The organism is Pseudomonas sp. B21-028, assembly GCF_024749045.1.
In the GTDB taxonomy this organism is placed as follows: domain Bacteria; phylum Pseudomonadota; class Gammaproteobacteria; order Pseudomonadales; family Pseudomonadaceae; genus Aquipseudomonas.
The window spans coordinates 3282202-3294322 of sequence record NZ_CP087184.1 but is presented as its reverse complement, the minus strand read 5'-3'; the positions used below and the strand labels follow the sequence as shown (position 1 = coordinate 3294322).

The 12121-nt window shown below is 61.4% G+C and carries 11 protein-coding genes; 4 read left to right on the top strand and 7 right to left on the bottom strand.

Annotated elements, in window-relative coordinates; genetic code table 11:
• Positions 1-57: 57 nt before the first annotated feature.
• Positions 58-483: a DUF1810 domain-containing protein gene (locus LOY35_RS14285; RefSeq protein WP_258623751.1), complete on the top strand. Its 426-nt coding sequence runs from the start codon at positions 58-60 to the stop codon at positions 481-483.
• A 3-nt stretch (positions 484-486) separates the two neighbouring features.
• Here LOY35_RS14285 and LOY35_RS14280 read toward each other — a convergent pair whose 3' ends face one another.
• The 7 genes from LOY35_RS14280 to LOY35_RS14250 are packed head-to-tail and all read right to left on the bottom strand — an operon-like array spanning position 487 to position 8629.
• Positions 487-1749 carry a TIGR02270 family protein gene (locus LOY35_RS14280; protein WP_258623747.1) on the bottom strand — a complete coding sequence of 421 codons (1263 nt, stop codon included), beginning with the start codon at positions 1747-1749 and terminating at the stop codon, positions 487-489.
• Positions 1750-1786: 37 nt separating this feature from the next.
• Positions 1787-2695 (bottom strand): hypothetical protein, encoded by a 909-nt coding sequence (locus tag LOY35_RS14275; protein WP_258623746.1) that lies wholly within the window; start codon positions 2693-2695, stop codon positions 1787-1789.
• A gap of 10 nt (positions 2696-2705) precedes the next feature.
• Positions 2706-3788 carry a PAAR-like domain-containing protein gene (locus LOY35_RS14270; protein ID WP_258633633.1) on the bottom strand — a complete coding sequence of 361 codons (1083 nt, stop codon included), beginning with the start codon at positions 3786-3788 and terminating at the stop codon, positions 2706-2708.
• Complete coding sequence (locus LOY35_RS14265) at positions 3788-4828, bottom strand: beta-ketoacyl synthase N-terminal-like domain-containing protein (protein ID WP_258633631.1); 1041 nt, start codon at positions 4826-4828, stop codon at positions 3788-3790. Before LOY35_RS14265 ends, LOY35_RS14270 begins: the two co-directional genes overlap by 1 nt.
• The gene (locus LOY35_RS14260; protein ID WP_258623740.1) at positions 4825-5937 is read right to left on the bottom strand and encodes a DUF2169 domain-containing protein; all 1113 of its coding nucleotides are present in this window, start codon (positions 5935-5937) and stop codon (positions 4825-4827) included. Before LOY35_RS14260 ends, LOY35_RS14265 begins: the two co-directional genes overlap by 4 nt.
• 14 nt (positions 5938-5951) lie before the next feature.
• Positions 5952-6410: a DUF6484 domain-containing protein gene (locus tag LOY35_RS14255; RefSeq protein ID WP_258623738.1), complete on the bottom strand. Its 459-nt coding sequence runs from the start codon at positions 6408-6410 to the stop codon at positions 5952-5954.
• A gap of 17 nt (positions 6411-6427) precedes the next feature.
• Positions 6428-8629 carry a type VI secretion system Vgr family protein gene (locus LOY35_RS14250; protein ID WP_258623730.1) on the bottom strand — a complete coding sequence of 734 codons (2202 nt, stop codon included), beginning with the start codon at positions 8627-8629 and terminating at the stop codon, positions 6428-6430.
• A 366-nt stretch (positions 8630-8995) separates the two neighbouring features.
• Here LOY35_RS14250 and LOY35_RS14245 point away from each other — a divergent pair, with 366 nt between their 5' ends.
• From LOY35_RS14245 to LOY35_RS14235, 3 genes are read left to right on the top strand one after another with little or no spacing between them, the layout of a single operon-like run.
• Positions 8996-10090 (top strand): DUF2169 domain-containing protein, encoded by a 1095-nt coding sequence (locus tag LOY35_RS14245; RefSeq protein ID WP_258623726.1) that lies wholly within the window; start codon positions 8996-8998, stop codon positions 10088-10090.
• Complete coding sequence (locus LOY35_RS14240; RefSeq protein WP_258623724.1) at positions 10087-11118, top strand: hypothetical protein; 1032 nt, start codon at positions 10087-10089, stop codon at positions 11116-11118. Before LOY35_RS14245 ends, LOY35_RS14240 begins: the two co-directional genes overlap by 4 nt.
• A gap of 1 nt (position 11119) precedes the next feature.
• On the top strand, positions 11120-12109 hold the full coding sequence (locus LOY35_RS14235; RefSeq protein ID WP_258623723.1) for a DUF4150 domain-containing protein: 990 nt from the start codon (positions 11120-11122) through the stop codon (positions 12107-12109).
• Positions 12110-12121: the final 12 nt, after the last annotated feature.

The window sequence follows — 12121 nt, the reverse complement described above, 5'->3', positions numbered from 1 at the left end:
CTGAAACGGACACTGCCGGCTGCGAAGGATGCGGCCGGCGGAAGGAGGAAATGAATCATGAGCGACATTTACAACCTGTCCCGTTTTGTCGAAGCCCAGGCCCCGGTGTTCAGCCGTGTCATGGACGAGCTGCGGGCGGGCCGGAAAACGAGCCACTGGATGTGGTTCATCTTTCCGCAGTTGCAGGGCCTCGGTCGTACCGAGATGGCGGCTCGGTTCGCCATCTCTGGCATGGCCGAAGCCCGTGCGTATCTGCGGCACGAAGTGCTCGGGCCTCGGCTGGAGGCGTGCGTGAGCACTGTCCTGCAACACCGAGACCTGAGCGCCGGGCAGCTATTCGGTTCGCCCGACGATCTGAAGTTTCGCTCCTGTCTCACGCTGTTCATGACGGCGCAGCCGGAGTCCTCCCTGTATCCACAGGCGCTCGATCAGTTCTATTCGGGTGAACCCGATGCCAAAACGCTTTTGCTGCTGGGTGATTGACGATCAACGCCCGAACGCCGCCGTTATGCCCAGCAAGCGCTTTTGCCGCCAGGTCGGCGCGCTGGTGGGAAACAGCATTTCGTTCGGCCGAAAACGGGCCAGACCGCAGGCGGCGACGATGCGTTGGCGTTGCTGGCCGCGAACCAGAGCCTGTTGAAACGTGCGTTCACTGTGTGCCAATCCCAGCAGGTAGCGGGTGCCCACCTGCAACTGCCCGCCGTTGGCTTGCCACCATGTTTCGATGGAACGCGGGTCGGGCCAGGGCAGGTTTTCATCGGGGTCCATGGCGACATTCGGGTCCTCGGGGTTGTCGTTCGGGCCTGCATCGAAGTCCGGCAGGTCCTGCAATTCCAGGTCGAGTAGCGCCAGGTCGGCACCGGTGATCAGGCTGAAGGCTTCACCGGCCACGCGGGCGTAAGGCACCTCGCTCATCTGCTGGATCAGCCAGGGCACGCAGACCGGATCACCCAACAATCCCAGGGCCTGGATGCCGATGCGCAGATGCCTGGGGTTCTGCACCCACTGGCGTATCCAGGCGATGCTGAGCTCGCGTTCTTGCCAGGCCAGTAACACGCCGAGAGCGCGGTATTGAAATTCGCCCGGTTGTTCGGCGAATTGGCGCAGGGCCTCCAAAGCCTGCTGATCGCCCATCTGGACGGAGGCCCAATTGGCCCAGAAGCGGCTGGCGGCATCCGGGTGCCCGCAGTGGGCGCGGAGGTTGGGTAGCAAGTCACACCGGCGCAGCTCTCCGGCGGTGCGGGCGGCACGGGCCAGCACACTTGGGTCAGCGTCACACAGGCCGGTCAGCAGGGCGGGGCCGGGGTCGTGCCGGTGCATGCCGCAGGCTGCGAGACCGAGGCGGCGAAACATCGGCTCAGGCGCGACGAGCATGCGCTCGATCCAGGGCGCTAGCCGCTCCCAGTCGAGCCAGCCCAAGGCCATCAGATAACCGCGTTCCGTTTCTGGGGCACTTCGCAGGTGTTCGCTCAGCCGCGACAATACCTTGCCATTGGCCGACTCGAAGGCCAGCACCACACAGGCGAACATCTCGCCGATGGCATGAGGGCCAAGTTGCGCCAGGAGCGTTTCCACGCCGTCATGGGCTGCGATACGCAACCCGTCGAGGTGAGCGTCAAGACGGTTATCGAGTGTGCCGAGGTGTTCGATGTCGTAGTGGGGCGCGCGCAGGGCATGGTCCCGCAGGTTGGCGAGGAAGCTGGCTTCTTCGGCATGCTGTTCAATCACCAGGGACAGCGAATCGCTCATGGGAAAGGCATCGCAATGATAAAGACTGTGCGCAAACTCACGTGTTGTGTGGGCATATCACCCGCTCCCACTGATGGCCGTCGAACTTGAGGAGGTCGTCGACACCAAAGGAGTAAAGCAGCCCATCTGCCGTATCCAGTCTATGGGCCCCGGGAGGAGGGGTGAGGCCCGTGTCGACATCGAAGAAGGCTTGCCCGTCATAGCGAACGAGGCCATGCACGTGGGAAATGTAGAGCTGTCCGTCATACAGCGCCATATCCCAGAAATTCAGGGTTCTCTCTGTGTCGAGAACATGCCATTGGTGGCGATTGCCAACCAGCAACAGACCGTCATTACCGCAGATGTAAACCTCGTCTTCGCGCTTGCACAGCACGCGGGACAGAGGACGGTTGGTGGGGGAGTCCAGCGTGTTCCAGCGTGACCCGTCGTAGTGCAGGATGAGGCCTTTCTCTCCCACGGCATAAATGTTGTCGCGGGACAGCCCATCCAGGCTTTCCAGGGTAGGGGAGCCCATCTTCGCCCCGGCTGGGCTCATGCTTGCCCAGGCTCCGTTCGAATGTCGATAGACCTGGGATGACTGGCCGCAGATGTACAACTCGTTGGCGATTTCCCGTATGCACAGCAGCTCGCCAAGCCGGCCCGTTTCAATGCGATCGTCTTCGAACTTGCCTCGGATATTGGCGAGGGTGAAGTTCGCCGAGCCAGACGTCACGTGGCGAAGGTTGCCATAGCGTCCAAGCATCCAGAGGCTGTTGTCGCTGCGCCTGAAGCAGACGGCGCCGATGACATCGTTGTCGACGTCGTTGTAGACCCAGTTGTCATCGAAGCAAAAGGCGACCCTGGACATTCGCTCGTCCGGCAGGGAGTTGTATTGTGCAGGCACTACGATTGTGCCGGCCTTCACAACCAGGCCGCAGGTGAAAAACAGCGAGTCTTCATTGTCCATGATGGTTTCTCTATATCAATGGGGCCGGGTTCTTCGGCTTTTTTTCAAGGGCGGGTGCGCGAACTTCTCCCCTGCGCATCCCTGATTCCGGACCAACTCCCATGTCCTGGTGACCCTTGTCGATCTGGGCCTTGACGCAGTCCTTGTCGCAGCCCGTCTCATCGGCGACCGCTTGTGCCGAGAGATCACTGATTTCGGCGTAGGTGAAGTCATCGCGACCATTCAGCATCGCGTCTCGCTTGACCACGTAGCCGCGGCCGATACGTCCATGCTGCATGAGCTTATCTGTTGGCCCTTCACGGGAATTATGGTCGGCGCCCTCGACGCATATGCAGGGTGCCTTGTTGTGGTCATAGGTGGGAACGAAAGGATCGCCCCGGACTTTCAGCTTCCCGGTCTTCGGGTTGATGGGGCGTGGGGTCGACAGATCGGCCACCGGCACCGGGTGGTGCGGCGTCTTTCCTCCGCATTTGGAGCAGCGGCTCTTTGGCGAGTTTGGTACCAGCATGCACTTGCGTGCTTCACAACACTCGGGGCTGGTATTGTCGGCCGGGCCAGGTATGGCTCCGCGGGACAACGACTTGGCCGGCGGAGGACAGGCGGCCTTTACCTTCTTCACGTTTCCTGACTTGACGCAGGGATTTTCGGGATCCGCCATGGCCACCGCATCCAGGTAGGGCCATGTCAGTGTATTGGCCGTCGAACCATGGTTATGGGTGGTCAGGTCCATGTTTCGCACGACGTTCTCGCCTTCGAACTTCACATTCATCGACCAGGCCGTGAAGTAGACCTTCCCTTTGATCTTATTGGTGATGATGCCCTTTTTCGGCGCGTTGCCAGCCTCATCCCCATAGCTGGTCTTGAAGTAGCTCTTATCCTTGAGCATGGCTTCCTTGCCACTGATCTTCACTGTTCGCGTGCCCCGGGTGGTGTCCTTGGCCATGCCGGTATTGGGGTAGGGGATGGGCACGCCCAGCGGAGTGGCCGCGGTTTGCGGCGGGGTGAAACACACGTCCGGAAAGCAGGCCACGGATTTGCCATTCGCCGCCTTGCAGGACACTTCCATGTTGTTGGCGTAGACCTCGTTCCCCATCACGCAGCCCTCATGTTCTGGTAGCTGAGCAGCGCCACGGCGCGTTCGCCGGCGTCGTTGCCGAGATGGCAGAAGATATTCGGGCCTTCGCCGTAGCCCTTGCGACTGGCGGCCAGGGCCACGGCAAGCATCACCGGACCGATGGCGGCGCCGACTTCACCGATGCAGTCGGCAGGATGCCAGAGGTGGAAGAACTCCTTGCGTACCCGCAGGCTGCGGCCCAGGGCCAGAGCGGCTTCCTTGAAGTAGTACTGTTCGCCGGACAGGTCGGTGAGCCGATAATCCATCTGTTCCAGGCCACAGCTGGCTTCGCTCAAGGCAGCGCGGACCGCTTGAGTCAGGCCTTCGGCGCGCAGCGGAATGTCTTCGGCCTCCACCGTGGCCGTCTCCATGCCGAAGCCCAAGCCGACGCAAGTCAGTTGCGGATCTGCGCTGGCGACGGGGGCGGCCAGCATCACGGCGCCGGCGCCTTCGCCCGGGATGAAGCCGTTGGAATTCTGACTGGTGAGCAAGCGTTGGCGCGCTTCGAAGGCGTCCAATGTCGGGGCGCTGAGGAAGGAGTCGACGCCAGCGACCAGCACATGGCGGTGGCCGCCCTGGTAGATCAGCGTGCGCGCATTGAGGAGCGCCACCGCGGCACTGACCCGACCACGGACGATGACGTTGGAACTGGGGTGAAAGCGCAGGCCCAGCTCGGCTTCGATGGCGTGCAACAACCCCTTGTCGAGACCTTCGAGGCGGCCGGGGCGCTCGGCTTCCGCCAACCCCAGCAGCAGCGGGATGTTTTGTGGGTCAACGCCCGGGGTGTTCTGCAAGGCCTCGGCGATGGCGCGGGCCGCCATCTTGATCAGCTTGACGCGCCCGCGCCAGGGTTGCTCCAAGGTCACGCTGGCAGCAATCAGCCATTCACCGCCGCGGTCGATAAAGCGGGTCTCCTGGAAGTTATCGATGGCGCAGCGGATCGCCGCGCAGCTCGCCGGCGCGCTGAGACCGACCGCGCTGACCATGCCGGAGCCGACGATGCAAAGCGCGCTCATCAGTCCGTCTCCTCGGGCGCCTGCCTGGCTTTTACCAGGGAGGAGAGCGACGGGTAGTAGTTCTTGCCCAATTCACGGGCTCGCCACCAACCGGGGGACATGCTCCCGACCAGCACTTGAGCGATTTCGAACAGGTTGCGCCGCAGCGGCCGGGAAACACGCCAAGTCAGTTGTAGCTGACCCGCATCCGTGTCGATCAGCAGGGTATCGATCACCGCTTGCACCGTTTCATGGCCGCCTTTTTTCAGGCAAAAGGTCACCGGCACCTCCATTTTGGGGATGCGAAAGCCGGCGCGCTCCTGAGGGGTGAGGTTCAACAGCAGCACATCCTCGCCGCCGCGCAGGTAATCGGTTTGTTGATCAGCAGGTGCGGCCTGGAAGTAGCGATTGTCGAAATCACCCGGCAAAAACGGAAAGCAGTCCGCCAACCAGGCATCGTCGTAAGTGCCGGCGAAACGGGCGCGCTGCGGCCAGCTACGGCCAATGGGACCGAGGGCCATGGGGCGGAAGTTACCGCAAGGGCTGTCGACTGGCTTGCCCGGCTCCTCCGTGTTCGGCATGGGCCTGCCAATGATGACAGTACTGTCGATGCCGCCAGGAAACCAGCCGCGACCGCTCGGGTTGTCCGGGTAGCACTGCTGCATTTCGGGGGCGTTCGCCCTGGAGTGAGTGCCGCCGAAGGCCTGGGCATACGAAATGTTCTGTTCGGTGAATGGCTGCGGTGAGCCGGGAGAGACGCCCAACACTCCCTGCTGCCATTGCCGTGGGCCGAAGACGGAAAAGGCCTTGCTGACACGACCGACGCGAATGCCTGCGGTCAATTGTGTCACGGGCCTTCCGCCGGGTGCATGGGCTTGGCCGCACACCAGCACATCGCAGCATGGCTTGAACGGCGCGAAGTCCATCTCCCGCTGCGGCGCGCTGAGTCCCGGCTCGCCGAAAAAGGTGTCGGCCATCAGTAGCGGTTGCTGGACGTCGGCGAGGGTCGCAACGCGGCCGTCCAGGGGCAGATTGAATGTGCCCTTGACCACCACGACCAGGGATTCACGGCCATCACTGGCCATGCCCAGGGTATAGGCAGCAAGCAATTTGCTGGCGTTGAGCAGCTCCATGGGCCGACTACCTTTTAGTTGATCTGCACCGACCCGCCCTTGATGCGGTTGACCCCGCTGGAGCGGCTGGAGAGGTAGGCGCCTCGGATGATTACCTTGCCGGCGCGGGTCAGGGTGATGCTGGCCTTGCCGCAACGCAGGACGATTTCCCGTTCGGCGGAGAATTCCAGGCGTTCGCCGTCCAGGTGGGCGAGGGCTGGCGTTGCCGGTTCCTCCAGACGCTGGATGCGGCCGATCACCAGCGGCCGTGCCGGATCGCCCGCCTCGAACATCAACGCGACCTGGACGCCGATGTCTTCGCGGGTCAGTGGGGTGGTGGTGCGCGCGGCGAGGCCTGTTTCACCGGGACAGCCGGGAAAAGCCACCACTGGGGCGTCCGCCTTGGGGACGTCCAGCAATACGCCAATCACCACGCCGTCCACGCGCGTCGGAGCGGAGGTGGGGGTTACGGGGAGCTGGTATTCAACGGTCATAGCGGCCACTCCATGGGCTAGTTCTGCAGGATCTTCTGGCCTTTGACGACGACGTTCCTGTTGGCCTTGATGTTGATGGCGCCGGAGCCGTCGAGGGTGATGTTCTTGCCGCTGATCACGATGGTGCCGTCTTTCTTCATGGTGATGCTGGCCGCCCCCGTGGTCAGCGTGATCGAATCGCCGGCGATGAGGGAGAAATGCTTGCCGACATCCAGGCTGTCGTTCTGCTTGATGTCGGTGTTGCGGTTCTGGGCGACGTCACGGGATTCGTTCTGGCCGATCTGAGTGCTGTGATTGCCATTGATATCGGTGCTCTGGTTGCCGCTGATTTCGATGCCTTCATTGCCTTTGACCGATTCATTGCGGTTGCCGGAAATGCCGATCGTCTCGTTGCCGCCCACATCCTCGCTGCGGTTGCCAACGATGTTGATGGTTTCATTCGCACCGACCTTTTCCGTGCGGTCGGCACCGATGGTGATGGTCTCGTTGCTGCCGACTTTCTCGGTGCGATTGACGCCAATGGTGATTTTTTCGTTGTTGCCCACATCCTCGGTACGGTTCACGCCGATGGTGATGGTTTCGTTGTTGTCCACCGTTTCGGTGCGGTCGTGTTTGACATGCACGGTCTCGTCGTTGTCGATGGTCTTGCTGCGGTCATGACCGACCCAGTGGGTTTCGTCGTTCTCGACCTCGATGTCCTGGTTCTTCTCGGCGTGGATGAACAGTTGCTCCGAACCTTTCTTGTCCTCCATGCGGATTTCATTGAAGTTGGCCGGAGAACCGCCCTTGCTGGAACGGCTTTTCACTCCACTTTGGGTGGCGTTGGCGGGCAGCCCGTAGGGCACGGTCTGTTCGGCGTTGTAGACGCGGCCGGTGATGATCGGCCGGTCCGGGTCGCCTTCGAGGAAACTGACGATCACTTCCTGGCCGATCCGTGGGATCTGCACCGAACCCCAATTCTTGCCGGCCCAGGCCTGGGATACCCGAATCCAGCAGGAGCTGTTCTCGTTGGATTGGTCATGACGGTCCCAGTGGAAATGCACTTTGACCCGGCCATATTGGTCGGTCCAGATTTCTTCGCCACCGGGGCCCACAACTACCGCGGTCTGCGGCCCGCGCACAATCGGCATGGGGGTCAGCGGAAGAGGGCGGAAGGCCTGATGAGCGTCCATGCAGTCCAGCTCGCTGACGAACTGTTCGGTCAGGTCAGACTGCCCGCTTTCATAGGGATCCTGGCGAATCTGATAGCGTGCGGCCACCACCAGGTACTCGCGATTCTGGTCCGCCCGATCGTAGCCTGTGAGGCTGAACAGATGACCGCAGCCCAGCCCTCGGGCGAGACCGCGCAACTGCACCCGCTCGAATTGACTGTGAATGGCTTCTATGCGGGTACGCGCGTAGTGCTCGCCGTCATTGCTTTGCAGGTATTCCCCGGGATAGTCATAAAGCGGGTAGTCGCCGTTGCTATGGTCGCGCATGACACTGGAGCGCACCTCAAGACTGGCGCGAGGGCGCTGGAAGTCATAGTCGTTCAACGCCAGGGAACCGGGTTGGACTTCCCGTGCCAGTTGCCAATCGTAGAAATGATCCCGTTCACGCATCTGTCGATCAGGTGGATAGAAGGGGACGGAGGCGTAGTCCGGCACCGTGGAATGGGCGCCATAGGCATCGGCCAGCACCAGTACATGGCGGGCCTTTTCATGGCGGAAGTAATAGTAGATGCCTTCCTGCTCCATCAGCCGACTGACAAAGTCGAAGCTGGTTTCCCGGTACTGCACGCAGTATTCCCACTCGCGATAGCTGCCGCTCAGGCTGTCCTCGAAGTCGGAGAAACCGAGGTCGCGGAACACTTGCTTGATGATGTCCGGCACCGTCTTGTTCTGGAAAATCCGACAATCCGACGTGCGCGTGAGCAACCAGAACCAGGGCCGCAGCGTGACACGGTAACCGGCGAACTGGCCGTGGCCGGTCAACTGACGGCAGTTGCAGACAATCCCGTGGAAGTAGCGTTTACCGCCCTCATACAGTTCCAGGGTCAAGCCCATCGGCTTGCCCAACAACTGATCGAACGTGATCGCCCGGTCCTCGGAGGTCAGATCCAGTTCGTAGTGAAAACACCGACCTAACTCTTCACTGCCTTCCATGCCTTGGAGCAGCAGGACATCGCCACCGAGGGGGCTGTCGATCTGCACCAGGCGGTTGTTTTGCGTGATTGGCATCAACGGCGTCCTCTGGCTCGGGTCCGGACGTCAGAGGGCCGTCTTGACTGCATAGCGCTGTCTATCCATCAAAGATGATCTCCCTATCGGTCTATTCGGTGCTCAGTCCAATCCGTCTTCCACGGACCGGGGTTGTCGTGCGCATTAGCCACGTTCAGCAAGCGTAGACGGGAATGGCGGGGTTGTTACTCGCCTCATGGTCAAAGAGTCGAGCCCAGCGCCAAGCCAGCAGCATGCTATCGTTGCAGTACAACAACGCAGGTGTGCCAAGGAAGGGAGGGGTGGGCTCATAGCACCACGGCATAGGGTGTTCATGCCCTTCAGGACTGTTGCCAGGCTGTGTGCACGAGCCACCAGACAAGCACTATGCAGATCACCAGCAATACCACCCCGTTTCTCGCCGAACGCTTTGTTTCAACAGATAAAAGCGGACAGAAGCACTGCGTTGTGGTTGTCAGGGCGACCTTTGACGTCAACGAGCAGGGGCGCTGCGTGCCTGCATCGGAGCAGGTCCCCTTTGTCTATTGCGACCAGCATCACGGCGAACCCGGTACGACATCGGTCCGTTTCGAGTCTGACTTCGTGCCGGTGAAGCCACGCGTCGATGTGCTGGTCCACGCCTCGGCCGTTTCTCCCAAGGGTGAACCCGTGACCCGGTTACAGGTTGGCTTCGCGGGTGCGGGTATCCATAAGCTTGCAATGGTGACTGGCGATCGCGTTTGGACGCTCGGGGTTACCGGCATCATCGCGTCGCCGCCGTCGCCCTTCACCTCGATACCGCTTTCCTGGGATCGTGCTTTTGGTGGCAGCGATCTATCCCATGACGACGAGACGAAACGTGGCAGCGATCTTCGTAATCCCACCGGTGTCGGTTTCCATCTGAATGACCGGGACGACAGCATCCTCAATACGATGTTGCCAAACGTGGAGCGCCACGACGACCTGACGAGTGCTTGGACGGATAAGCCGCAACCTATTGGATTTGCGCCCGTCGGCCGGGGCTGGCACCCGCGTATCGGCTTCGCCGGAACATACGACCGCCACTGGTTCGAGACACGCCGGCCCTTTCTGCCGGACAACTTCGACGTTCGTTATTTCCAGGCAGCGCCACTCGATCAGCAGTTGGACCGTCTGGATGCTGGCACACGCTTCACCTGTGCCAACATGAGTCCGGGCGGGGCGTTCGTCGCTCAGACGCCGGCCTTCGACATCCCGATCACCTTTCTCTTCGAAAATCGCCAGGTGCAGGCGGCCATCAACGCCGACACCGTTATCCTCGAGCCCGGTTGTGCCCGGCTTACGTTAATCGGCAGGACATCGGTATCGCTGCCTCGCAAACTGGCGCAACTACGAGAGATACAGGTCGGCAAGCGCCGTTATACAGACCTGCACGGTAAACCGCATTTCGCCAGCCTGTCAGACCTGGTCACCTCATTCGGGCATGGGGCGGCGAAGACATGATGCAGCCCGTCTACCTGTCGTGCCTGGGATTGGTCTGCGCTGTCGGCCTGTCACCCGCGGCCGCTGCTGCTGCAATGCGTGCGGGGATCAGCGGCTTCAATGAAATGCCGTGGGTCGAAGACGGCCTGGAACCGATCATTGGCGCGAGAGTGCCAACGGTGGCGGAGGATCTCCACGGGCGTGCACGGCTCGTCGAAATGCTTGTTCAGGTGCTGGGGCAAAGCCGTGCCACATTGGCGGGCCGCGCGGATCTGGGCGAACTGCCGCTCCTTCTCTGCACGTCCGAGCCGCAAAGGCCGGGCTCGCGTATCGACGGCATCGTGACGGAAGTCGAGGCGCGATCGGGATGGGCGCTGCAACGTAAAGGCGCTGCCCATGTAGCCCTTGGGCATGTCGCAAGCATCGAAGCGTTGTGCCTGGCTGAGCGCGCCATGGACCAGGCTGACCGTGACGCGTGCCTGATCGTGGCGGTCGATTCCCTCGCGGATCCCCGCTGCTTGCTCTGGTTGGAGCAGAGCGGCCGGCTCAAGACCACGCTACGCTCTGACGGCGTGATACCGGGTGAAGGCGCTGCGGTGCTGCTCGTCAGTCGAAAGCCGATGAATGCGGCGCCCTTGGTCGTTCGTGGTGTGGGCACCGGTAACGACGCCGCCACAGTGCTCAATGACGAGCCGCAACTGGGCCTGGGGATGACAACGGCTGTCGCAACGGCCATCGCACAAGCCGGCGTTGCCATGCACGACATCGCGTGGCGTTTGAGCGACGTGTCGGGCGAAGCCTATGGGTTCGAGGACCTGGCCCTGGTCCAGTCTCGCCTGATGCAGCAAACCCGCCCGACCCAGGACCTATGGCATCCGGCGAGCTATGTTGGCGACTGTGGAGCAGCGCTGGGAGCGATACAAATCGCTTGGCTTGAACAGGCGTTTGCGCGTGGCTATGCCCCCGGTCCGATTGCGCTGGTACACAGCTCATCAGCGAACGGTGCACGCGCAGCAGCCGTTATCAGTGGCACAGTGAGGGAGCGCTGACATGTCGCACGAGGTTTATGCCAACAGCAACGAGATTGCCGGAAAAGCTGGCATGGGCAAAGTGATCGCCTCGTTTCCCGATGTCTGCCTTTCGCCACCAGGGCCACCTGCCGGGCCGATTCCAATTCCTTATCCGGACACTTCCTTCTCGTCGGCGCTTAAACAGGGCTCCAGGACGGTCATGTTGCAACGCAAGCCGGCAGCGTTGTCACAACAGTCCTATTACCAGCCGTCCATGCTCGGCGACGAAGCGGCAACCCGGGCCTGGGGAATGTCGGTGATCACGCACCAGATTACGGGCAAGACCTATTTCCAGGCCTGGTCGATGGATGTTCAGATCGAGGGCAAGTATGTCTGCCGACACTGCGACATCACCACCAGCAATCACGCCAGCGCGCCTGGCGTGGGGGCGCCCAATCCGAATCTTGAAGCAGTGGGTTGGGGCGAACTGGAAGATGAAAGGCCTTACACATGCGCGTGTTGCAACGGGCCTCGTCATTCCGCGGGTAAACCGATGACAATGGACGACTGGTACATGAAAGATTCCGCCGGTAATGTGGCCCCCCACGCGGCTACATACACCACCTTGATGAATGACGTGAACAATCGCAAGACGGCAACGCCTCCTTGCACCTGCAGCAGCCGGCTCGTTCCGTCTGCGCCTTGCAACGTATTCAGGCGACCCGTGACGCCAGCGGAGCGGCAGGCGAACAAAAGTGCCTGGAACAGCCTGCGTGACACGTACCAAGGGGTATTCAATGTACCGAGCGAAGCACAAGTGATTGCAGATCTGACGCCGAAGCTGGGTCGCGCACCGGTGCAGGCCGAGATTCAAGACGAACGGCAAGTCAATCACCTGGTTCCCAAGGCAGCGGCCGGCGGCTGCCCCGTCGGTGAAGGTAATCTTGAGAAAAACGGCGACTTGTGTCCTGTATGTCGGAATCTGGACAAGCGCTTTGGTACGCTGCAGTCATTGGCTTCAAAAGCCTGAACCGGCACAAGC

Bases quoted from the DNA above. Each gene is read 5' to 3' on its own strand.
- LOY35_RS14270 (WP_258633633.1), bottom strand. From the start codon at position 3,788: ATGGGGAACGAGGTCTACGCCAACAACATGGAAGTGTCCTGCAAGGCG.
- LOY35_RS14240 (WP_258623724.1), top strand. From the start codon at position 10,087: ATGATGCAGCCCGTCTACCTGTCGTGCCTGGGATTGGTCTGCGCTGTC.
- LOY35_RS14285 (WP_258623751.1), top strand. From the start codon at position 58: ATGAGCGACATTTACAACCTGTCCCGTTTTGTCGAAGCCCAGGCCCCG.
- LOY35_RS14280 (WP_258623747.1), bottom strand. From the start codon at position 1,749: ATGAGCGATTCGCTGTCCCTGGTGATTGAACAGCATGCCGAAGAAGCC.
- LOY35_RS14250 (WP_258623730.1), bottom strand. From the start codon at position 8,629: ATGCCAATCACGCAAAACAACCGCCTGGTGCAGATCGACAGCCCCCTC.
- LOY35_RS14260 (WP_258623740.1), bottom strand. From the start codon at position 5,937: ATGGAGCTGCTCAACGCCAGCAAATTGCTTGCTGCCTATACCCTGGGC.
- LOY35_RS14275 (WP_258623746.1), bottom strand. From the start codon at position 2,695: ATGGACAATGAAGACTCGCTGTTTTTCACCTGCGGCCTGGTTGTGAAG.
- LOY35_RS14255 (WP_258623738.1), bottom strand. From the start codon at position 6,410: ATGACCGTTGAATACCAGCTCCCCGTAACCCCCACCTCCGCTCCGACG.
- LOY35_RS14235 (WP_258623723.1), top strand. From the start codon at position 11,120: ATGTCGCACGAGGTTTATGCCAACAGCAACGAGATTGCCGGAAAAGCT.
- LOY35_RS14245 (WP_258623726.1), top strand. From the start codon at position 8,996: ATGCAGATCACCAGCAATACCACCCCGTTTCTCGCCGAACGCTTTGTT.